Origin of the sequence: Sphingomonas sp. 3P27F8 (genome assembly GCF_005502745.1) — a bacterium.
Taxonomy (GTDB): domain Bacteria; phylum Pseudomonadota; class Alphaproteobacteria; order Sphingomonadales; family Sphingomonadaceae; genus Sphingomonas.
This window is the reverse complement of the sequence record NZ_SCNL01000013.1, coordinates 19,172-38,561: the sequence shown is the minus strand read 5'-3', so window position 1 is coordinate 38,561 and position 19,390 is coordinate 19,172. Positions and strand designations below refer to the sequence as shown.

Here is a 19,390-nt window from a genome sequence, read left to right as displayed (position 1 = left end):
CAAGAATATTTTGGGAGCAGACATGACAACCTTCGACGATCGCGAACGTGCCTTTGAGACAAAGTTCGCGCGTGACGAGGAACTGGCGTTCCGCATCGTCGCGCGCCGCAACCGTTTGCTTGGGCAATGGGCAGCCGAACTGATGAAGCTGACACCGGCCGAGGCGGATTCCTACGGCAAGACAGTGATCCATGCCGATCTGGAAGAGGCCGGCGACGACGATGTGGTGCGCAAGCTGCTCGGCGATCTCACCGCGGCGGGCGTGGATGTCGACGAGGCCGCCGTCCGTCGCGCCGTGGAGGAACAAACCGTCGAGGCGCGCCGCCAGTTGATGGAAATCCAATAATGCCGATGGCGGCCGACGACATCGCCGCGTTGATCCGGGAGGGCATTCCCGACGCGGAGGTGGAAATCACCGACCTTGCCGGCGATGGCGATCACTATGCGGCGCGCGTCGTGAGCGGTACTTTCGCCGGCATGACGCGCGTGAAGCAACATCAGGCGGTGTACGCCGCGCTCGGCGGTCGCATGGGGGGCGCGCTTCATGCCTTGCAGCTGACCACCGCAGTCCCGAAATAGCGACCAGCGATAGTTGAGGAACCGGCGATGACCGACGACGTACAGGCCCGCATCGATGCGGTCGTGAAGAATAATGATGTGGTGCTGTTCATGAAGGGCAGCCCGCTATTCCCGCAATGCGGCTTCTCCAGCCGCGCGGTGGCGATTCTCCAGCATCTCAATGTCGAGTTCGAAAGCGTCGATGTGCTGCAGGATCAGGGCATCAGGCAAGGTATCAAGGCGTATTCGGACTGGCCGACTATTCCGCAGCTTTATGCTGGCGGCGAGTTCGTCGGGGGGTCGGACATCATGATGGAGATGTACGAATCGGGCGAACTGGCAGAACTGTTCGCGGGCACCGCGAAGGTCGGTTGACCGGGTGAGGGCGGGGCATCGCGAGATCGAAGAAGCGACGCACCCGCCCTGCTGAAGCGTTTCCACGCTCGGTACACAACATACCCTGCACCCCGCGTGCCAATCCGGCCAACGGACGGAGCCACGCCAGATACGAAGGTTAACGCGAATTCGGCTTCGTTGCCGAATGTAAATTTCCCCGACAGACGCGGCGCCGGCGGGCTGTTTCCCGCAGCCTATTGACCACAGGTGTAATCGATGTAATTACATCCGTAATCGATAGGAGGCGCGAATCGTGGCCGAACGTATCAGTGATGCCGAGCATGCGGTGATGGAAGTGCTGTGGGATGATTCCCCGCTCACCGCGCAGGAAGTTGCGGAACGCGTAGGCCCCGAGCGCGGCTGGAGCGTGAACACCGTCAAGACCCTGCTCGGCCGGCTGCTCGCGAAGAGCGCGATCGCGCATGAAGAGGATGGGCGGCGGTATCTGTATCGCCCCACAGTCGAGCGCAACGATTACGTCTCTGGCGAGTCGCGACGGCTTATCGATCGACTGTTCGGCGGCAAGCTGACGCCGCTCGTCGCCCATCTTGCTGAGCGCGATGAACTTTCCGCGCAGGACATTGCCGAAATCGAGGCGCTGCTGAAGGCGCTGAAACAATGATCGGCTGGGCGGTGGAGGCGCTGCTTGCTTCGGCGATACTGATCGCGCTGGTGCTGGCGATCCGCGTTCCCGTTCGCCGCGCGTTCGGCGCGCCGGTCGCTTATGCCTTGTGGTTGCTGCCCGTGCTGCGGCTGACGCTTCCCCCACTGCCAACGACGTTGCGGGACGGTTTGGCCGCTCCGATGGCGGCACCGCTCCGGCAGGTGGGGCAGCAGGTTACATGGATGATCCTGCCAGCCGCGGTGCCCGATGCCGTCCCCGCCGGGCCGGACCTGATCGCGCTGTCGGCCAGCGCGCTGGTGATCCTGTGGAGCATCGGCGCGCTCTGTTTCATCGGTTGGCAGCTGATCGCTTATGACCGTTTCCGTCGCCGGCTGCTCGCCGCCGCGACGCCGCTCGACCGCATCGGCGGAGTGACGATTGTCGCCAGCCCGGCCGCCTCCGGGCCGCTAGCCTTCGGCATCGCGCGGCGCTTTGTCGCGTTCCCGCGGGATTTCGTCGGCCGCTATGATGAGGCCGAACAGGCACTGGCGCTGGAGCATGAGCTGGGTCACCATGCGCGCGGCGATCTGATCGCGAACTGGATCGCGCTCGCGGTGCTGGCGCTGCACTGGTTCAATCCGATCGCCTGGTTCGCGTTCCGTGCCTATCGCGCCGATCAGGAGATGGCGAACGACGCGCGCGTCCTTGCCGGGCGGAGCGCCGCGGAACGGCACGCTTACGCCTGCGCTATCGTCAAGGCGGCGCATGGCGGAGCGATCGCCGCCGCGTGTCACCTGCATACAGTAAATGATCTGAAGGGGAGATTGCGCATGCTTTCGACGCCCGCCACCCGCACGCGCATTTTCGCAGGCACCGCCGCGATCGCTGCACTCGGCATATCGGCACTCGGCCTCACCGCCTCCGGCACCGCAGCTGCCGCGAAGGTGCGCGCTGGGATGGAGCGCGCCACCGGCGTGGATATTGATGCGCTGGAGCCCGTCGCGCTGCTTCGTGCGCCACTCGTCCCACCCGTGCCCGAAGCGCCAGTCGCGCCCGGGGCGGGCGAGGATAGGCACCGCGCCGTTGTCCAGCGCGATGGTGCGGCGCAAGTCCGTGAGGGTGCCGAGGCCGACGCCTATGTCGCCGCCAACGCCCTGCCCGTTCCGCCGCAACCTCCCGTACCGCCTTTGGGCGATGCGGTGAGGCCGCCCGTTCCGCCAGCGCCGCCATCGTCCGCGGAAATCGATCGGAGGGTGGCGCGCGCGATGGCGGCGGCCCCGACGGTCCTGTCGAAAGCGTGTGGCGGCGAAGGGCGAATGACGCTCAACACAAGCGAGAATGGTCGCAGGGCGATCGTGATATGCACCGATCGCATCGCCCGCGCCGGTGAGGATGGCGCACGCCGCGCCGAGCTGGCTTCGGTGGACGCGACGGCGATCAGGCGCCGGGCAATGGCCAGCGCGATCGCCGGCATCCGCGCCACCCGCGCCTCGATCGCGGCCAATCGCAGCATGCCGGAGGAAGCGCGCCGCGAAACGCTGGCCGAGCTGGATCGCAGCATTGCCGAGATGGCACGGGACGACACCGACGAGCAATGATCGGTTCCGGGGAGGAAGCCGGTGGCCGGTCACCGCCAAGACAGTGGCGGGGCCGGCCATTTATCGTCGCTTTCCCTTGCCTTCGATCTCTCCAGCCGCCATCTCCGGGCAATGGACGAGCCACCGACCGGCATCGCGATCGCGCTCGAACCGCTGGTTACGCGGGTGCTGGCGCCTAATCCGTCGCCCTATACGTTCACCGGCACGCAAACCCATATCGTCGGAACGCGCGATCTTGCGGTGATCGATCCGGGGCCGGCGGATGAGGCGCATCATGCCGCGCTGCTCGCAACGATCGCGGGCCGCCCAGTGACGGCGATCGTCATCACACACCATCACCGCGATCATTCCCCCGGCGCGATCCGTCTGAAGGCGGAAACGGGCGCGCCGATCGTCGGCGCGGCTCCGTTTCATCTATCGGACGATGGGCCGCGCGCCGATGCGGCGTTCGATGTCGATTATGCGCCCGATCAGGTCCTGGACGAAGGCGATCGCGTGGCGGGCGCGGGCTGGACGCTGGAGGCGATCGCCACGCCAGGCCATACGTCCAATCACCTCGCCTTCGCGCTGCCGGAGACGAAGGCGCTTTTCTCCGGCGACCATGTGATGGGCTGGTCCACCAGCGTCGTTTCGCCGCCCGATGGCAACATGAGCGCGTACATGTCGAGCCTGGAGAAACTCGCCAGTCGCGATGATCGCATTTATTATCCCGCCCATGGGGAAGCGATAGAGCGACCACAACGGCTGGTGCGCGGGTTGCTCGGGCACCGCAAGCAGCGGGAGGGTCAGATACTGCGGCTGCTCGACAAGGGCGTCGGCACGGTACCCGCGATGGTGGAGCAGATGTATGCCGGGATCGATCGGCAGTTGTTCGGTGCGGCAGAGCGGTCGGTGCTGGCGCATCTCATCGATCTTGAACAGCGCAGGCTGGTTCAGTCGGAAGCGGATTCGTGGAAAAGACGCGCGTAAGGCCGTTCATCGTCGATTTCCTCGCGGCATTGGCGATATTGCTGCTGCTCGCGGGGGGCGGCTTGTGGCTGGCGCAACGCTACGTCGCCGCGCGGCTCGCGCCTGATCCGACGACGATTGCTAATGCCAGCCTTTCCGGCCTGCGCGAGCAAAATCGCCTGTCCGCCTTCGCTGCGCGTTTCGTCGCAGTGGTCACCTCGAAGCAGTCGCAGTTTGGCCTGAGCGCGGAGCGCACCACGATCATGCCGGGAATGGTGCGTTACGAGGTTGATCTCGGCCGCCTGTCGCAGCGCGACGTGGCGTGGGACGATACGACGAAAACACTCTCGGTTCGTTTGCCAGCGGTGGATGTGACGCCGCCCGCGATAGATCTCAATGCGATCCGCAGCTATGGCTCAGGCGGCGTCTTGATGACGCTGACCGATGCCCGCGAAACGCTCGATTCCGCTAACCGCAGCGCCGGGCAAGCGGAATTGCTGAAGCAAGCGCGCACGGCGCCGATGATGAACATGGCGAAGGATGCCACGCGCCGCGCGGTCGAGCGCAGCTTCGCGATGCCGCTCAAGGCGGCGGGCATCGACGCGACCGTAAATGTGCGCTTCGCCGATGATCCGCGGCGGACCGATGAACACTGGGATATCAGTCGCAGTCTGGACGATGTGCTAGGTAACCGATCCTAATTCACAGATTAGACAAAAATGAATTGATCGTTTCAAGTTTTACCGCGATCAAAAGCACTTTCTTATTTTCGGCTGTATAAATCATAATATAACGATGCCTTGCCAAGCGATATTGTTTTCATCGCATTTTATATTAGTATCGAAGCTAACGCCCGAGTCGTTTTACCGGCTCGAGGGGTGCAGGGTCGCATAGCATGAGCTTTTTCGAAGGGGTTCTGTTATGCCAAAGTTAAATATTGCCGCAGCATCACTTATCCTCACCGTCACAGCCGTTTCGGCGGGGGCGGCGTCGCCTGCTGTCGCAGGGCAGACCCAGGTGGCGACAATTGGCGGCTGTTACGACTGTCTGGGAAATTACGATACGCCGGTGCTGTTCTTCAACAATACTACTGGCGGCACTTTGAATAACGCCCAGATAGTGTTGAATGGCTATCAGGGGCTGAATAATGGGCGTACTGCGACCGTTTCGCTTGGTTCGCTAGGCAGCGGCACGACAAACTTTGCGTGGGGTTCGCTGCCCGGTGTCCCTGGCGGAACCACGCCGTTCAGTTTGACAGCGTATGATTATGACGACGAGTTTGGCGGAACGGCTTACGCGATCCCGACAAACGATTGCGGCCAGCCTGCAGGGTGCGTTGCGGGCGGCGGGCCCTATTGGTATGCTCACACGGGCAACTTTAGCGTCACGTTCACCGCGACCGTTTCCGGCGGCCAGTATGACGGGCAGTCAGTCTATTCGGTATTCAGCCCGCAGACAAACGCGACCGGCGGCTTCATCGGATGGGAAGGGCTGGATCCGAACGGCTATTCAGAGTCGCCCTATGATATTCATAGCGGCACGGTCACCGGTGACCTGGCGAACATCTTTCTGGGAACTGTTCCGGCCGGAGTACCGGAGCCGGCGACCTGGGGGATGATGATCGCCGGCTTCGGCCTCGTGGCCGGCGCGCTGCGCGTTCGGGGTCGTCGCGTCGCTGCCGTTTGATCGGAGCGCCGCCGTCTTCGCGCCGGCGGTGGTTTGTAGCGGCGGCGTTTACCTAGGTGCTCCCGCGCGCATTCCCTTGATTGCGCGGGCCGCCCGGTCCATCTGGGCGGGATGGAGCAGCCCACCAATCTGCGCGGCCTGGATCTGCGCGCCGAGATCGATCGCCTCCGCAAGGAGCGCAACGCCGTCATCCTGGCGCATTATTATCAGAAGCCGGAAATTCAGGATCTGGCCGATTTCGTAGGCGACAGCCTGGATCTGAGCCGCAAGGCGCAGGCGACTGACGCCGATGTAATCGCCTTCTGCGGCGTCCGGTTCATGGCCGAGACGGCGAAGATCCTGTCGCCTGACAAGATCGTCGTGCTGCCCGACATGGATGCCGGGTGCAGCCTGGAAGACAGCTGCCAGCCGGAAGAGTTCGCGGCCTTCCGTGCGCAGCATCCGGATGCGATCGCGCTGACCTATATCAACTGCTCGGCCGCGGTGAAGGCGCTGTCCGACGTGATCGTCACCTCGTCCTCGGCGGAAAGGATCCTGTCGCAGATTCCGAAGGGCCAGCCGATCATCTTCGGCCCCGATCGCAATCTCGGTGGCTATCTGGCGCGCAAGACCGGCCGCGAGCTGATCCTGTGGCCGGGCGTGTGCATCGTGCACGAGGCGTTCAGCGAAACGGAATTGCTGAAGCTGAAGGCGCAGCATCCCGGCGCGCCCGTCGCCGCGCATCCCGAATGCCCGGCGGTGATCCTAGATCATGCGGATTATGTCGGCTCGACCAGCGGTATCCTCGAATATGCCAAGTCGTTTCCCGGCGACACGCTGATCGTCGCGACCGAGCCGCACATCATCCACCAGATGGAAAAGGCGCTGCCGGGCAAAGCCTTTATCGGCGCGCCTGGCGCGGACGGAAACTGCAATTGCAACATCTGCCCGTATATGGCGCTCAACACGATGGAGAAGCTTTATGTCGCGCTGCGCGATCTGGAGCCGCGTATCGAGCTGGACGAAGAACTGCGGCTGAGTGCGAAAAAGAGCCTTGACGCGATGCTGGCAATGGCAAGCGCGACGGTGGGGCAGGGCGATCTTGGCCCAGCGCAAGTGAAGGGCGACTGAGCAACTGGCGGTTGCGAATCCCGCGCCAGCCGGCGCGAACCGCGTTCAGGCAACGAGCTCGATCAGTCCCTCGAACAGGCGCCGTCCTTCGATGCCGCCGTGTGCGGGCTCGATCCGACGCTCTGGGTGCGGCATCATGCCCAGCACGTTGCCAGCGTCGTTGAGTACGCCCGCGATTGCGCGCGCGCTGCCATTGACGTCCTCGGCATATCGAAAAGCGACGCGGCCTTCGCCTTCCAGCCGGTCCAGCGTCGCCGCATCCGCGAAGTAATTGCCGTCGTGATGCGCGACCGGAATTTTGATGCGCTCACCGGCGGCATAACGGCTCGTGAAGGCCGACTGTGCGTTCTCCACCGTCAACGCGACATCGCGACACACGAAATTCAGGCCGGCGTTGCGCATCAGCGCCCCGGGCAGCAGCCCCGCTTCGGTCAATACCTGGAAGCCGTTGCAGATCCCCAGTACCGGCATCCCCTTCGCCGCCGCATCGGAAACCGCGCGCATGATCGGTGAGCGCGCCGCCATCGCGCCGGAGCGAAGGTAATCGCCGTAAGAGAAGCCCCCCGGCAGCGCGACGAGGCGTGCATCGTCCGGCAGTTCGCTCTCTCCATGCCACACCATGGCCGGCTTGCGCCCGGTCACCGCTTCCAGTGCCACCGCGATGTCACGGTCGCAGTTCGATCCCGGAAAGACGATGACCGCGGTTTTCACTTCGCCGGCTCCAGACGCTCGATGCGATAATTCTCGATCACGGTGTTGGCCAGCAACTGGCGGCACATCGAATCGATCGCGGCATCATCCGTGGAATCGGCGACGTCCAGTTCGATCAGCTTGCCGACGCGTGCGTCGTTGATCCCGGAAAAACCGAGCCCGGCAAGGGCGTGTTCGATCGCCTTGCCCTGCGGGTCGAGCACGCCGGGCTTGAGTGTTACATGGATGCGCAGCTTCATGCGCGCGCCTATGCCGTTTCGCGCGCCGGCCCGCAACCTTAACGCGATGTTGACGTTGATCTGCGATCATCAGAGTTGCGGGGGTGAGGATCGATGTATGATCTCAGGTATCGCAACGGCTCTGTTCATTGCCCTGTTCGCTTTTGGCGGTGAATATTTCGGATGGGAAGACCCGGGCGGACGCGTCAGCACCGCGCTGCTCGCGGCGTTCGTTCTCGGGGTAATCGTAGGCTATCGCTTCAAGGGCTGATCGCCACGCGGCTGCGCGGCTAGTCGGCTGATCAGCACCGCGCTGCGCAGCGCCTGCCGCGGCAGGCTGGCGAGATCGACCCATTCGCCATCGGCATGGGCGTTCCCCGTCGATGCGCCCATGCCACCCATCGTCACCGCATCCGCCGCGACGAAGCTTGAATCCGCGGCGCCACGCTTTGCCGGATCATATTCCGGCATCTCGGGCAGCGCGAGATCGCGGTTGACGCGATTCAGCTCGGCCAGAAGCGCACGATTGGCGATGGTTGGCGGCATCGTTGGATACCCTTCAGAAAAAGCGATCGTCGCCGTCGTTCCGGACAGATGGTGAGCGACAATATCCTCCATCCGCCCGCGTATCCGCGCTTCCTGCTCAGGTGTCAGCGCGCGCAGATCGCCGCGCGCGACGGCGTCGGACGCGACGATATTGGGCTTGCCGGTGCCGGTCGCGATAAAACCTGCAGTGTCGAACGCGGCGGGCGTGCCGCCGGCCATCACCCCTACGTTGTAGGTGAGGTTCTGCTCGGGAAGTTCGCGACGGAACGTGTCAAGGATGCGCGCGAGTTCGTAAATCGCGCCATATCCCAGCTCAGCCCCGAACACCGCGCTCGAATGGCCGGTGCGGCCCTTGGCCACGATGTCCCAAGTGAGTGATCCGCGCCGCGCGATGGTAGCGTAGTCCGCGCCGTCCTCTGTCGCCACATTCTCATATTCGAGCGCCACATCGGCCCATTTTCCCGCGGCTATCAGATCGCTCCGCGCGGCATCCTGCGGTGTGCCGGATCGTTCCTCGTCTCCGGTCAGCACCACCTTGATATCGGCGTCGCGCAAAGTTCCGGCCGCCTGCATCGCGCGCAGCGCAGCAACGATAACCACCAGCCCGCCCTTGTCGTCACCCACGCCAGGGCCGATCGCACGACCGCCCTCGCGCCTGAAGCCGATAAACGGGCTGGACGGCTCGAACACCGTGTCGAGGTGTCCGATAAGCAGGATGCGCTTGCCGCGTCCGTTGCCGATGTGTGTCGCGACAATATGCCCGGCGCGGCCGGTGGCGCGCATGTCGATCCACTTTACGTCGAAGCCGAGCGGGGTGAGTTCCGCGCGCATCATCGCGCCCACCGTGGCCACGCCAGCCAGGTTGAGCGTGCCGGAATTCTGCTTCACCAGCCGCTCCAGCAGCGCCTCGTTGCGGGCGGTTTCGGCCCCGACGGTGGCCCGCATCGTTTGTTCTGGAGCGCTGTTCGCGGCGGTGGCGAGCAGCAGCGCTAAGCCGGCAAAGGCGACGCGAATGAGCATATGGCGAACTCCATTGAGTGTCCGTGCGATCCTGACGACGGCGGACGGCCTTGTCGACTGCGGGATACGTGGAGGCAGCGTGAACGGCGTGTTAGAAATTGTTGCCGGGCACCTCTGGCGTTGAACGGCTCCCCGCGTCCGATCATTCGGTGATGGCAGTACATAAGCGGCGCAGGAGGAACGCATGACGATTTTGCTGGTGGCGGGCATGCTGCTCGGCGGGATGGAGGGCATCGAGGCGCACCGCGTGACGCTCGATCATTCTGCAGGTGCGGTGGAGGCGGTTTATCGCGGCGCGGTGGACGTGGCGCATCGTCAGCTTGGTACGGTCGCCGGTGCTGGCCGCGCGAGCACTCTTCGGTGCCACTGGTCGGCGATGGTGCGGGTGGAGCGGGAGGCGCGGCATCCCGCAGGCCACCTGCTTTCCCGCAGCATCGCCAGCGAGGCGCCGTTAAGCGGAAGCCGTGCCGGCTGGTGCGAAGGTCAGCGCGGCGCGATCGTGGACGAGGTGGCGCGTCGTGCCGACAGGTTGCGCGATCATGTGATTGACGTCGCGGCGCGTGATCGCGAGGTTCTGCTGGCCGAGCTGGATGCCAGTGCACGCCCCCGGAGTTGAGATGCGTTACGCCGAAACACTTGCCGCCGCCGCCTTGCTGGTGCTGATCGCCTGGCCCGCCGCCGCGCAGGTTTCTCTGGGCGGATCAGTGGAGGTTGCGACCGACGAGCGCCGACGCGGAATCAGCTGGAGCGAGGGAAAGGCCGCCCCTGCCGCGTCGCTGTCGCTCCAGCTTCCGTCGGGTTTCGACATCGGCGCGCGTGTCACGGGCCTTCGTGGCAGCCCTCGATCGGGCGGGGCGGACGCGGTGGTCGATGCGTCGATCGGATATGGTGGCGATCTCGGGCTCGGGTTTCGCGGGGAAGGGTTCGTCGTCGCGCATGCCTTTACCGGCGCACGCGGGCGCATGGATTACCTGGAGGGCGGGCTGGGCCTGACTTATCAGCTCGGCCCGGCTCAGATCGGTGCCGATGCGCGCTACGCCCCGGCACAGAGCGCGATCGGCGGCGACAATCTTTATGTCGCGGCCCGCGCCCAGCTTGGCCTTCCGGCGACGCCCTATACTTTCGCCGCCAGCATCGGCCGTTCCTCCGGCGCCGTCGATGATCCGTTGCGGGCGGCGCGGCTGCGACCCGGCGGCAATTATAGCGACTGGCTGGTCGGTGTCCGGCGTGTGACCGGGCCGGTTTCACTTGGGCTGGACTATTCGGGCACCAGCATCGATCGCGTGATGGCGTCACCCTATGCGGATGCGCGGAACAGCGGCGATCGGCTGACGGCGCGGGCCAGCTTCTCCTTCTGACCACGGAACCTCGTCCGAACACGATCGGTTGAACGCGCATTCCGATGCCAAGGAGGCTTTCGATGCGAGTTTTCCCGATGATATTTGTCGGCGCCGCTATAGCCGCGATCACGCCCGCCGCTGCCCAGACCAACGTGCAGGCGCAAGACCCCGATGCGCCTCACGCGCCGCTCCCTTACGATCGCGGCTATGACAAGGACAGCCCGCGGACCGAGGCGATCGACGCCGCGGGGCGCCCTGCGGTAAACGCCGCAAACCGCGCCGCGCTGGCTGACAGCTCGTCGCAGGCTGCGGCGCAGGCAGACGTGCAAGCGGCGGATTCAGCGCAGTACGCGGCGGATGTGGCCGCCTACCGTCAGGCGATGCATGCGCATCACCGGGAAATTGCGCGCGACGAAGCGCGCTATGCGCGGCAGGAGCGCGCCTATGCTGACGCGATGGTCGATTGGCGACGGCAGGTTTATGCCTGCAAGCACGGCAGCAACGCGGCGTGCAACGCGCCTACGCCCGACCCGGCGGATTATCAGTAAAGTGTCGCTTTGAATATCAACGGCGCCGCGACACAGCGCCGTTAACCGTCATGAATGGGTGCGCCGGCCGACAGCGGCAATCTGCTGAGCGAGCCGGCGCAACCGAAGCTTATCCGCTATAATACATATCATATTCTACCGGGCTGGGCGTCATCTCCCAGCGCGCGACCTCTTCGTACTTCAGCTCGATATAGGCCTCGATCTGATCCTTCGAGAAAACGTCGCCCTTGAGCAGGAAGTCATGGTCGGCGGTCAGCGACTCGAGCGCCTCGCGCAGCGATGCGCAGACGGTCGGTACCTGCGAAAGCTCCGCCGGTGGCAGATCGTACAGGTTCTTGTCCATCGCGTCGCCCGGATGGATCTTGTTCTGGATGCCGTCGAGGCCAGCCATCATCAGCGCCGCATAGGCGAGATACGGATTCGCGAGCGCATCCGGGAAACGAACTTCGACGCGCTTTGCCTTTGCTCCGGCTCCATAAGGGATGCGGCAGGAGGCCGAGCGGTTGCGGCTCGAATAAGCGAGCAGCACGGGCGCTTCATAGCCCGGCACAAGCCGCTTGTAGCTGTTGGTGGACGGGTTGGTGAACGCGTTCACCGCCTTGGCGTGCTTGATGATGCCGCCGATGAAATACAGGCACATATCGGAAAGCCCGGCATAACCGTTACCGGCAAACAGCGGGGTCTTTCCTTCCCAGATCGAGAAGTGGGTGTGCATGCCCGAGCCGTTATCTTCCTTGATCGGCTTGGGCATGAACGTCGCCGACTTACCATAGGCATGGGCGACCTGATGCACGACATATTTATAGACCTGCATCCGGTCCGCAGTGGTGGTGAGCGTGCCAAAAGTAAGGCCCAGCTCATGCTGTGCCGCCGCTACCTCGTGGTGGTGCTTGTCGCAGGGCAGGCCCATTTCGAGCATGGTCGAAACCATCTCGCCACGGATATCCACAGCGCTGTCCACAGGGGCGACGGGGAAATAGCCACCCTTGGCGCGCGGACGGTGGCCCAGGTTGCCGCCCTCATATTCGCGGCCGCTGTTCCCGGGCAGTTCGATGTCGTCGATCTTGTAATAGCTGGTGGAATAGCTGTTTTCGAAGCGCACGTCGTCGAACATGAAGAATTCGGCTTCCGGGCCGACGTACACCGTGTCGCCGATTCCGGTTGTCTTGAGATAGGCTTCCGCGCGCTTCGCCGTTGAGCGCGGATCGCGGGCGTAGAGCTCGCCGGTCGCCGGCTCGACGATGTCGCAGATCAGGATAAGCATCGGCGTGGCCGAAAACGGATCGGTGTAGACCGCATCCAGATCAGGCTTCAGCGTCATGTCGGACTCGTTGATCGCCTTCCATCCGGCGATCGACGATCCGTCGAACATCAAACCGTCGGTCAGTTCATCCTCGCCCAGCACGCCGGCGCACATCGTGAGATGCTGCCATTTGCCCTTGGGATCGGTGAAGCGAAGATCGACCCACTCGATCTCCTCGTCCTTGATACGCTTCAGAACGTCGCTGGCCGTCGTCGCCATGATTAATGCCCTTCGTGTTCGAGATGCCGCCGGTCATGAAGGCCGGCGATGGTTCGTTTGAGTTGTGGTCGCGGATCAGATCGCGTCGTCGTCGCGCTCTCCGGTGCGGATGCGCAGAGCGGTCTCGACCGGGATGACGAAAATCTTGCCGTCGCCGATCCGGCCGGTCTGTGCGGCCTGCGCGACCGCTTCGACCACGCGATCGACCAGCCCGTCCTCGACGACTACCTCCAGCTTAACCTTCGGTAGGAAGTCGACGACATATTCGGCGCCACGATAAAGTTCGGTATGGCCTTTCTGCCGGCCAAAGCCCTTCGCCTCGGTTACGGTGATGCCGGACACGCCCACTTCGTGCAGCGCCTCCTTCACCTCATCGAGTTTGAACGGCTTGATGATCGCTTCGATCTTCTTCACGCGTTGATGCCCGTCCCCATTTGAAGCCATGCCGAATACCAACGGCTTTGCATCGAACGTGCCAGTCGCGCGCGCGAAGGGCAAGGCGGCGACTCGTCTCAAACCGGGGATATTCGTTGCCCGTTTTTCGGGCACGCGGACGAGCCGTGCCGGTTTCGAGGGCAGCGGCGCACGCGAGGGATGAGCGCGTGCCGCTGCCCTCGAACTATCTGGCGGACTTGGCCTGCACCGCGCCGCCGTCGCGCAGATTCTGCTGCGCCCAATGCGCTTCGTCGATCACATACAGGCGGATCAGTTGCGCCTGCTCGGGTGTCAGCACCTTGGCGAAGCTGACCATTCCCTGATCCTTGAGCGCACCATCGATCAGGATCGATTTCCACGCATCCGCATTGCCCAGCGCGCCCGAGCGTTGCAGGTTCGGCAACACGCCGCCGCCGCCCGCCGCCGAGGCGCCGTGGCACACCTGGCAGAAGCGACCGAACAGATCGCGGCCTTGGGCAACCTGCGCCGGCGTGCCGGTGGCGGCCGGCAGCGCCACCGGGCTGTTGTCGGGCGGCGTGGTCGTGGGGAGTGCGGTCTTGCCGCCCAGCTTGAAGACGATCAGCCGTGGACGATTGGGCACCTCCGCGCCCTTGCCATAAGCGTAGCCGAGCGACAGCGGCAGTGCGCCGCCCCGGCCGGCGAGCACCGCGACATATTGCGTGCCGCCGACCACATAGGTCGCCGCCCCCGCCATCACGCCGGTGCCGACCGGATAGGCGAGAAGCTGTTTCCCCGTATCGGCCGCATAAGCGCGGAATTCGCCCAGCGACGTGCCCTGGAATACCAGATTGCCCGCGGTGGTCATCGTGCCGCCATTCCACGGCGTCGGATATTTCACCGTCCACCGCGGCTTGTTCGCGACCGGATCCCAGGCCACGAGCAGGCCGGTCGCCGCCGCCGTCGCGCCCTTCACCGCTGCGGCGTCGCGCGGATACATCAGCGCGCCCATATTCTCGCCGACATTGAAGCCGATCGGCTTTGCCTGATCGAGCGGCGCGTTGCCTGCCATATAACCCGCGCCGACGATCTGCGCCGGGATATATGCAAGCCCTGCCTTTGGGTTGAAGCTCATCGGCTGCCAATTGTGCGCCGCAATCGCCGAGGGCACGGCGAGGAATGGCTTGCCTGTTTTGTAATAGCGCGATGCCGGGTTCTCGATCGGTCGCCCGGTCTTCATGTCATAGCCGGTCGCCCAATTGACGCCGGGAATGAACTGGCCGGCATTGATGAGCTTTCCGTCCGTCCTGTCGATGACGTAGAAGAAGCCGTTCTTCGGTGCCTGCATCAGAACCTTGCGCGGCTTGCCGTCAATCGTAAGCGTGGCGAGGTTGATCGGCTGTGTCGCTGTGAAATCCCAGCTTTCCGCGGGCGTTTCCTGATAATGCCAGAGATATTCGCCCGTTTCCGGCTTCAGCGCGACGATCGAGGACAGGAACAGATTGTCGCCCTGTCCTTCCGAGCGCAGCCCGTGGTTCCAAGGCGATCCGTTGCCGACGCCGAGGTAAAGCTGGTCAAGCTCTGCGTCATAAACGATCGAATCCCACACCGTCCCGCCGCCGCCGGATTGCTTCCACTGCCCGTTCGCGGACCAGGTGGGCGAAGCCTTCGCCATTGCCGCGTCGGAGGCTTCACCATCCTTCGCGCCGTTCGGATTGGGGACAGTGTAGAAACGCCATTTCTTGCTGCCGTTCGCGGCATCATAAGCGGTGACATAGCCGCGCACGCCGAACTCCGCGCCGCCGTTGCCGATCAGCACCATGTCCTTTACGACGCGGGGCGCGCCGGTGATCGTATAGGGCCTGGCCTTGTCGGTGGTCTGGACGGACCAGTCCTCCTTGCCCGTCGCCGCATCCAGCGCGACCAGCCGCCCGTCGAGCGTGCCGAGATAGAGCCGGCCCTTCCACGCCGCGACGCCGCGATTCACCACATCGCAGCACGCCTGCACGCCTTTTTGCGGATCGATCTTCGGATCGTATGTCCACAGCGCCTTCCCGGTCGCCGCGTCGAAGGCGAACACCTTGGACCACGGGCCGGTCACGAAAAGCTTGCCGTCGATCACGATCGGCGTCGCTTCCTGCCCGCGCGCGTCCGGCATGTCCGCGAACCAGGCGACGCCGAGCTGCCCCACATTGCCGTCGTTGATCTGGGTAAGGGGGGAGAAGCGCTGTTCGGCATAATTGAAGCCGGTCATCGCCCAGTCGCTGCCGTCGCCGCCGGTGGTGAGCAGCGCGCCATCGACCTTGCCCACGCCGGACGCGCCGCTTTTTGCCGGCTGGTTGTTGCCCCCGCTGGTGCACGACGCCAGCAGCGCCACGATCGCCGTCAGCGCGAAACCTTTCCGCATATCCCTCTCCCCGCTCCGCCGTTGTGGAGTCGTTCTGACAATGGTGGCGCAGGATTGACGCAAAGGGAAGGGGGTAAGTCGATTCGCTTAATCGCAGCGTCCTGCGCGCAATTCGATTGCCAGCGCGCGGATATCGCGGCAGCCTGAGCGTCATGAACGAGGCCGATCGCTCCGCCGCCGACCTGCGACGTCGCCGCAGGCGCAACGGCTGGAGCTGGGCGACCATCGCGGCGATCGCGCTGCTTGGCCTGCCCGCGTTGTGGTTCACCCTTGCCTATGGCGGTCTGCCGCGCCTCTGGAGCCATCATGAGCACAAGCTGATCGGCAAGCGCGCGGAGATCGTTTCCTATACAGCACAGGATATTCCTGGCGACCCGATCAACCTGGAGTTACACGGCGAGCGTCGCGCGATCGAATGCGTGTTCCGCCGCGGCGGCTGGTCGCTTGCCGATCCGGTAAACCTGCGATCGGGCCTTGGCATCGCGGCCAGCGTGCTGCTCGGCCGGCCCTATCCGGAGGCGCCCGTCAGCCCGCTGTATTTTGCGGATCGCACGCAGGATTTTGCCTTCCAGCGCGACGAAGGCAGGAGCGCGGACAAGCGCCACCACATCCGCTTCTGGCGCATCGGTCCGAATCATTGGGCGGCCGCCGCCACCTTCGATCGCGGCGTCGGTTTGAGCCTGTTCACGCTACAGATCACGCATCATATCGGGCCGAAGGTCGACGACGAGCGTGACGCTGCCGGCGCGCTGCTTCGCGCGAGCGGCGCCGAACTTGCCGATGCCCGGCAGTCGCGGATCACCCCCGGTTGGCACCGCAACGGCGGCGGGGACAAATACCTCACCGACGGGATGATCCACGTCTATCGATTGAGCGGGGGCGGATGTTGAGCGCCGCCACCGGGCGCGCTCACGCGTAAGGTGGTTGATCCAGGCCACCGGGCGATTGCGTAAAGATCTCGCAACCATCCTCGGTGATGCCGATGGAATGCTCGAACTGCGCGGAAAGCGAACGGTCGCGCGTCACGGCCGTCCAGCCGTCGTCGAGCAGCTTCACGTCCGGTCGCCCGATGTTGATCATCGGCTCGATCGTGAAGATCATGCCGGGGCGCAGTTCAGGCCCGGTCCCGGGGCGCCCGACATGAACGACCTCCGGCGCATCGTGAAACAGGCGGCCCACCCCATGACCGCAGAAATCACGAACCACACCGTAGCGATGCGCCTCCGCGTGACGCTGGATCGCGTGCGCCACATCACCCATATGATTGCCGGGCCTTGCCTGCTCGATCCCGAGCATGAGGCATTCATAGGTCACGTCGACGAGCCGTTTCGCCTTCAGCGGCACCTCACCAATCAGATACATACGGCTTGAATCGCCGTGCCAGCCGTCCAGGATGGGCGTGACATCGACGTTGACGATATCGCCCGACTTAAATGGCTTCTCGCCCGGGATACCGTGACAGACGACATGGTTGATCGAGATGCACGAGCTGTGCGTATAGCCGCGATACCCCAGCGTTGCGGGGACCCCGCCGCGGCTGACGATGAAGTCATGGATCAGCCGGTCGATTTCGGCGGTGGTCACGCCGGGCACCATGTGCGGCACGATCATGTCGAGCGTTTCGGCCGCCAGACGTCCGGCCCTGTGCATCCCGTCGAATGCGTCGCGCCCGTGGAGTTTGATCGCGCCATCGCGCCCCAGCGGCGCATCGCTGCTGACAGTCACATATTCAGTCATCATGTCGATATAGCGTGGCGAACGCCGATTGGCGAGGCTATGCCCCGAAACACATGGTTGACGAACGCATCTGGACCGCCGCACTCGTCGTGATCGGCGACGAGATTCTCTCCGGCAGAACGCAGGACAAGAACGTCGCGCAGATCGCGCTGTGGCTAAACGTGCAGGGCATCCGGCTCGCCGAGGTTCGTGTCGTCGCCGATCGCGAGGAAGCGATTGTCGAGGCGGTGAACACCCTGCGTGCGCGCAACGATTATCTTTTCACCACCGGGGGCATCGGGCCGACGCATGACGACATCACCGTCGATGCGATCGCGGCGGCGCTGGGTGTAGGCGTCGTCCATCATCCAAAGGCGGTCGCGGTGCTGGAGAATTATTATGCCACTCGTGGCGGCATTACCGATGCACGCCTGCGTATGGCGCGCGTGCCGGAGGGGGCGGACCTCATCGAGAATCGCATGTCGGGCGCGCCCGGCATCCGCTGCGGCAATATCTTTATCATGGCCGGGGTTCCCAGCATCACGGCCGGGATGCTCGACGCCCTGACGGGCACGCTGCAAGGTGGCCGCCCGGTAGTGAGCGGTACGCTCGGTTGCTGGGTGGCCGAGAGCGAGGTCGCGGAGCTGCTCGGCCGGATCGAGCGCAGCCATGCGGGCGTCGCGATCGGCAGCTACCCCTTCTTCCGTGAGGGCAGGACCGGCGCCAATTTCGTGGTCCGCTCGCCGGATTCGGCGCAGGTCGATCGCTGCATCGCCGATCTGGCCGAGGCGCTTGCCGCGGTCGGGCGCGAATCGGTGCCCGGCGGAATCTGAGCGGCGGTCAACTCTCCGCCACGGTAAGCGCCTCCAGCCGGAAGCTGGTGCGGGCTGGCGCCCGGTGCACTGACGCCACCGCGATATCGGCGACCAGATGCCCCAGGATCGGCAGCGTGTCTTCCCTCAGACCCGCCAGCCATTGGTCCAGCGCCGCACTCGTCGGCGCGCCACCGGCGATCTCGTGGCGCATGCCGGAGAAGGTCGCGCTGTGCCACTCCGTCGCGTGACTATCGGTAAAGGCGATGCTCGCGCCGCTCCGTCCGGCCGAGTTGCTCAGCGCCCGTTCCAGCAGGGCGACCACGCCCGGCCCCCGCTTCACTGGCTGCTCGCGATGAATGCGTCGACCCGCGCTGAAACACCCGGACCAGGCGTGCGCCCCAGCCTTAAGTCGCCCACCAGACGCGGATCGCGGACAGCGCGTCGGCCGAACGTGGTTGGCGCCATGCCGGTGCGGCGCAAATAGCGATCGATTTTGGCCAGTAGCGACATATCGTTCTCGACTCCCGATTCTCTGTTCCTTTTTTGTTCTCTCATGATTTCCAACTTGTCCAGGAAATTTCCTGCGACTAATGTCGGGAATGAGCAAAAACCCACGCGAAGCGCTGGTGCGACTTGCCGAGGCACGCGGCACAAGCCTCGCTGCGTTATCGACGATGCTCGGGCGCAACGTCGCCTATCTCCAGCAGTTCGTCGGGCGCGGCTCACCGAAGCGGCTGGCGGAAGATGATCGTCGCACGCTCGCCGCCTTTTTCGGCGTGGAGGAGAGCGTTCTCGGCGGCACGGCGGCGGGCGCGGCAATGATCGAGGTGCCATGGATCGCAGTGTCGGCGGCGGCCGGCGCGGGGGCGGATCCCGGCAGTGAGCGCCGCCTGCGCCCCGAGCGCTTCTCGCCGGAAACGCTTATGGCAGTCGGCATCGCTCCGCGCACCGCCTCGATCATTACCGCGCGGGGCGATTCGATGGCGCCGACGATCCTGGATGGTGACCGGCTGGTGGTGGACGGCGGCGACCGCAACGTGGGGCGAACCGGCGCGATCCTCGTGTTGCGCCGGGACGGCGACCTGCTCGTCAAACGGGTTATCGCCCAGCAGGGGATGCTCACGCTGATGAGCGACAATCCAGCCTATGCGCCTGTCACTGTTTCGGCCGAGGCGGTGCAGCCGATCGGGCGGGTCAAGCTCTTGTTGCGGATGCCGCAATAAGACGCTCGATAGTCACAATGGCGCCGTCTTG

At 64.4% G+C, this 19,390-nt stretch carries 25 protein-coding genes; 17 read left to right on the top strand and 8 right to left on the bottom strand.

Annotated elements, in window-relative coordinates; all coding sequences use genetic code 11:
- The first annotated feature begins 22 nt into the window (after positions 1–22).
- The 9 genes from FFS35_RS14825 (at position 23) to nadA (ending at position 6,900) form a co-directional block, all read left to right on the top strand.
- Positions 23–346 carry a DUF1476 domain-containing protein gene (locus tag FFS35_RS14825; RefSeq protein ID WP_137787870.1) on the top strand — a complete coding sequence of 108 codons (324 nt, stop codon included), beginning with the start codon at positions 23–25 and terminating at the stop codon, positions 344–346.
- Positions 346–579 (top strand): BolA family transcriptional regulator, encoded by a 234-nt coding sequence (locus tag FFS35_RS14820; RefSeq protein WP_137787869.1) that lies wholly within the window; start codon positions 346–348, stop codon positions 577–579. The genes FFS35_RS14825 and FFS35_RS14820 overlap by 1 nt, the downstream gene beginning before the upstream one ends.
- A gap of 27 nt (positions 580–606) precedes the next feature.
- On the top strand, positions 607–933 hold the full coding sequence (gene grxD, locus FFS35_RS14815; RefSeq protein ID WP_137787868.1) for a Grx4 family monothiol glutaredoxin: 327 nt from the start codon (positions 607–609) through the stop codon (positions 931–933).
- Between the two features lie 274 nt (positions 934–1,207).
- Positions 1,208–1,576 (top strand): BlaI/MecI/CopY family transcriptional regulator, encoded by a 369-nt coding sequence (locus FFS35_RS14810; RefSeq protein WP_137787867.1) that lies wholly within the window; start codon positions 1,208–1,210, stop codon positions 1,574–1,576.
- On the top strand, positions 1,573–3,156 hold the full coding sequence (locus FFS35_RS14805) for a M56 family metallopeptidase (protein ID WP_137787866.1): 1,584 nt from the start codon (positions 1,573–1,575) through the stop codon (positions 3,154–3,156). The genes FFS35_RS14810 and FFS35_RS14805 overlap by 4 nt, the downstream gene beginning before the upstream one ends.
- Positions 3,157–3,267: 111 nt before the next feature.
- Positions 3,268–4,125 carry an MBL fold metallo-hydrolase gene (locus FFS35_RS14800; protein ID WP_137787959.1) on the top strand — a complete coding sequence of 286 codons (858 nt, stop codon included), beginning with the start codon at positions 3,268–3,270 and terminating at the stop codon, positions 4,123–4,125.
- On the top strand, positions 4,107–4,805 hold the full coding sequence (locus FFS35_RS14795) for a DUF4230 domain-containing protein (RefSeq protein WP_137787865.1): 699 nt from the start codon (positions 4,107–4,109) through the stop codon (positions 4,803–4,805). Before FFS35_RS14800 ends, FFS35_RS14795 begins: the two co-directional genes overlap by 19 nt.
- Positions 4,806–5,121: 316 nt before the next feature.
- Positions 5,122–5,790 (top strand): PEPxxWA-CTERM sorting domain-containing protein, encoded by a 669-nt coding sequence (locus tag FFS35_RS14790; protein WP_249341680.1) that lies wholly within the window; start codon positions 5,122–5,124, stop codon positions 5,788–5,790.
- A gap of 111 nt (positions 5,791–5,901) precedes the next feature.
- On the top strand, positions 5,902–6,900 hold the full coding sequence (gene nadA, locus FFS35_RS14785; RefSeq protein WP_137787863.1) for a quinolinate synthase NadA: 999 nt from the start codon (positions 5,902–5,904) through the stop codon (positions 6,898–6,900).
- Between the two features lie 45 nt (positions 6,901–6,945).
- Here nadA and purQ read toward each other — a convergent pair whose 3' ends face one another.
- Both purQ and purS read right to left on the bottom strand, forming a co-directional pair.
- The gene (gene purQ, locus FFS35_RS14780) at positions 6,946–7,611 is read right to left on the bottom strand and encodes a phosphoribosylformylglycinamidine synthase subunit PurQ (protein ID WP_137787862.1); all 666 of its coding nucleotides are present in this window, start codon (positions 7,609–7,611) and stop codon (positions 6,946–6,948) included.
- A complete protein-coding gene (purS, locus tag FFS35_RS14775; RefSeq protein ID WP_137787861.1) occupies positions 7,608–7,850 on the bottom strand; it encodes a phosphoribosylformylglycinamidine synthase subunit PurS in 243 nt (80 codons plus the stop codon). Before purS ends, purQ begins: the two co-directional genes overlap by 4 nt.
- A gap of 97 nt (positions 7,851–7,947) precedes the next feature.
- Between purS and FFS35_RS20065 the strand changes: the two genes are divergently transcribed.
- Positions 7,948–8,100: a hypothetical protein gene (locus FFS35_RS20065; protein ID WP_171007646.1), complete on the top strand. Its 153-nt coding sequence runs from the start codon at positions 7,948–7,950 to the stop codon at positions 8,098–8,100.
- Here the strand turns inward: FFS35_RS20065 and FFS35_RS14770 are convergent.
- Complete coding sequence (locus FFS35_RS14770) at positions 8,082–9,395, bottom strand: M20/M25/M40 family metallo-hydrolase (protein ID WP_137787860.1); 1,314 nt, start codon at positions 9,393–9,395, stop codon at positions 8,082–8,084. The two genes, FFS35_RS20065 and FFS35_RS14770, sit on opposite strands and share 19 nt — an antisense overlap.
- Before the next feature lie 184 nt (positions 9,396–9,579).
- On the opposite strand from FFS35_RS14770, the gene FFS35_RS14765 reads away from it, so the two are divergent.
- The 3 genes from FFS35_RS14765 to FFS35_RS14755 all read left to right on the top strand — a co-directional run bounded on the left by FFS35_RS14765 (position 9,580) and on the right by FFS35_RS14755 (position 11,283).
- Positions 9,580–10,011 carry a hypothetical protein gene (locus FFS35_RS14765; RefSeq protein ID WP_249341679.1) on the top strand — a complete coding sequence of 144 codons (432 nt, stop codon included), beginning with the start codon at positions 9,580–9,582 and terminating at the stop codon, positions 10,009–10,011.
- A 1-nt stretch (position 10,012) separates the two neighbouring features.
- A complete protein-coding gene (locus FFS35_RS14760) occupies positions 10,013–10,753 on the top strand; it encodes a TorF family putative porin (protein WP_137787859.1) in 741 nt (246 codons plus the stop codon).
- A gap of 62 nt (positions 10,754–10,815) precedes the next feature.
- The gene (locus FFS35_RS14755; RefSeq protein WP_249341678.1) at positions 10,816–11,283 is read left to right on the top strand and encodes a hypothetical protein; all 468 of its coding nucleotides are present in this window, start codon (positions 10,816–10,818) and stop codon (positions 11,281–11,283) included.
- A 109-nt stretch (positions 11,284–11,392) separates the two neighbouring features.
- Here FFS35_RS14755 and glnA read toward each other — a convergent pair whose 3' ends face one another.
- Together glnA and FFS35_RS14745 are read right to left on the bottom strand one after the other, a co-directional pair.
- Positions 11,393–12,805: a type I glutamate--ammonia ligase gene (glnA, locus tag FFS35_RS14750; RefSeq protein ID WP_137787858.1), complete on the bottom strand. Its 1,413-nt coding sequence runs from the start codon at positions 12,803–12,805 to the stop codon at positions 11,393–11,395.
- Between the two features lie 75 nt (positions 12,806–12,880).
- Positions 12,881–13,219: a P-II family nitrogen regulator gene (locus FFS35_RS14745; RefSeq protein ID WP_137787857.1), complete on the bottom strand. Its 339-nt coding sequence runs from the start codon at positions 13,217–13,219 to the stop codon at positions 12,881–12,883.
- A 28-nt stretch (positions 13,220–13,247) separates the two neighbouring features.
- On the opposite strand from FFS35_RS14745, the gene FFS35_RS20060 reads away from it, so the two are divergent.
- Positions 13,248–13,403 carry a hypothetical protein gene (locus tag FFS35_RS20060; protein ID WP_171007648.1) on the top strand — a complete coding sequence of 52 codons (156 nt, stop codon included), beginning with the start codon at positions 13,248–13,250 and terminating at the stop codon, positions 13,401–13,403.
- 21 nt (positions 13,404–13,424) lie between these two features.
- On the opposite strand, the gene FFS35_RS14740 is transcribed toward FFS35_RS20060, so the two are convergent.
- Positions 13,425–15,605, bottom strand: a complete 2,181-nt coding sequence (locus FFS35_RS14740) for a PQQ-dependent dehydrogenase, methanol/ethanol family (protein ID WP_137787856.1) — start codon at positions 15,603–15,605, stop codon at positions 13,425–13,427.
- Positions 15,606–15,757: 152 nt separating this feature from the next.
- Between FFS35_RS14740 and FFS35_RS14735 the strand changes: the two genes are divergently transcribed.
- Positions 15,758–16,495, top strand: coding sequence for an LssY C-terminal domain-containing protein (locus FFS35_RS14735; protein WP_137787855.1), 738 nt, complete (start codon positions 15,758–15,760; stop codon positions 16,493–16,495).
- A gap of 19 nt (positions 16,496–16,514) precedes the next feature.
- Here the strand turns inward: FFS35_RS14735 and map are convergent, their stop codons facing one another.
- Positions 16,515–17,342 (bottom strand): type I methionyl aminopeptidase, encoded by an 828-nt coding sequence (map, locus tag FFS35_RS14730; protein WP_137787955.1) that lies wholly within the window; start codon positions 17,340–17,342, stop codon positions 16,515–16,517.
- Between the two features lie 53 nt (positions 17,343–17,395).
- Between map and FFS35_RS14725 the strand changes: the two genes are divergently transcribed.
- A complete protein-coding gene (locus FFS35_RS14725) occupies positions 17,396–18,154 on the top strand; it encodes a molybdopterin-binding protein (protein WP_137787956.1) in 759 nt (252 codons plus the stop codon).
- A gap of 7 nt (positions 18,155–18,161) precedes the next feature.
- Here FFS35_RS14725 and FFS35_RS14720 read toward each other — a convergent pair whose 3' ends face one another.
- Positions 18,162–18,476, bottom strand: coding sequence for a hypothetical protein (locus FFS35_RS14720; RefSeq protein WP_137787854.1), 315 nt, complete (start codon positions 18,474–18,476; stop codon positions 18,162–18,164).
- A gap of 259 nt (positions 18,477–18,735) precedes the next feature.
- Here FFS35_RS14720 and FFS35_RS14715 point away from each other — a divergent pair, with 259 nt between their 5' ends.
- The gene (locus FFS35_RS14715) at positions 18,736–19,359 is read left to right on the top strand and encodes a S24 family peptidase (protein ID WP_137787853.1); all 624 of its coding nucleotides are present in this window, start codon (positions 18,736–18,738) and stop codon (positions 19,357–19,359) included.
- The last annotated feature ends 31 nt before the right edge of the window (positions 19,360–19,390 follow it).

Bases quoted from the DNA above. Each gene is read 5' to 3' on its own strand.
- FFS35_RS14725 (WP_137787956.1), top strand. From the start codon at position 17,396: ATGGTTGACGAACGCATCTGGACCGCCGCACTCGTCGTGATCGGCGAC.
- FFS35_RS14715 (WP_137787853.1), top strand. From the start codon at position 18,736: ATGAGCAAAAACCCACGCGAAGCGCTGGTGCGACTTGCCGAGGCACGC.
- FFS35_RS14760 (WP_137787859.1), top strand. From the start codon at position 10,013: ATGCGTTACGCCGAAACACTTGCCGCCGCCGCCTTGCTGGTGCTGATC.
- FFS35_RS14740 (WP_137787856.1), bottom strand. From the start codon at position 15,605: ATGCGGAAAGGTTTCGCGCTGACGGCGATCGTGGCGCTGCTGGCGTCG.
- purS (WP_137787861.1), bottom strand. From the start codon at position 7,850: ATGAAGCTGCGCATCCATGTAACACTCAAGCCCGGCGTGCTCGACCCG.
- map (WP_137787955.1), bottom strand. From the start codon at position 17,342: ATGACTGAATATGTGACTGTCAGCAGCGATGCGCCGCTGGGGCGCGAT.
- FFS35_RS14825 (WP_137787870.1), top strand. From the start codon at position 23: ATGACAACCTTCGACGATCGCGAACGTGCCTTTGAGACAAAGTTCGCG.
- glnA (WP_137787858.1), bottom strand. From the start codon at position 12,805: ATGGCGACGACGGCCAGCGACGTTCTGAAGCGTATCAAGGACGAGGAG.
- FFS35_RS20065 (WP_171007646.1), top strand. From the start codon at position 7,948: ATGATCTCAGGTATCGCAACGGCTCTGTTCATTGCCCTGTTCGCTTTT.
- nadA (WP_137787863.1), top strand. From the start codon at position 5,902: ATGGAGCAGCCCACCAATCTGCGCGGCCTGGATCTGCGCGCCGAGATC.
- grxD (WP_137787868.1), top strand. From the start codon at position 607: ATGACCGACGACGTACAGGCCCGCATCGATGCGGTCGTGAAGAATAAT.
- FFS35_RS14800 (WP_137787959.1), top strand. From the start codon at position 3,268: ATGGACGAGCCACCGACCGGCATCGCGATCGCGCTCGAACCGCTGGTT.
- FFS35_RS20060 (WP_171007648.1), top strand. From the start codon at position 13,248: ATGCCGAATACCAACGGCTTTGCATCGAACGTGCCAGTCGCGCGCGCG.
- FFS35_RS14765 (WP_249341679.1), top strand. From the start codon at position 9,580: ATGACGATTTTGCTGGTGGCGGGCATGCTGCTCGGCGGGATGGAGGGC.
- FFS35_RS14735 (WP_137787855.1), top strand. From the start codon at position 15,758: ATGAACGAGGCCGATCGCTCCGCCGCCGACCTGCGACGTCGCCGCAGG.
- FFS35_RS14820 (WP_137787869.1), top strand. From the start codon at position 346: ATGCCGATGGCGGCCGACGACATCGCCGCGTTGATCCGGGAGGGCATT.
- FFS35_RS14755 (WP_249341678.1), top strand. From the start codon at position 10,816: ATGCGAGTTTTCCCGATGATATTTGTCGGCGCCGCTATAGCCGCGATC.
- FFS35_RS14805 (WP_137787866.1), top strand. From the start codon at position 1,573: ATGATCGGCTGGGCGGTGGAGGCGCTGCTTGCTTCGGCGATACTGATC.
- FFS35_RS14770 (WP_137787860.1), bottom strand. From the start codon at position 9,395: ATGCTCATTCGCGTCGCCTTTGCCGGCTTAGCGCTGCTGCTCGCCACC.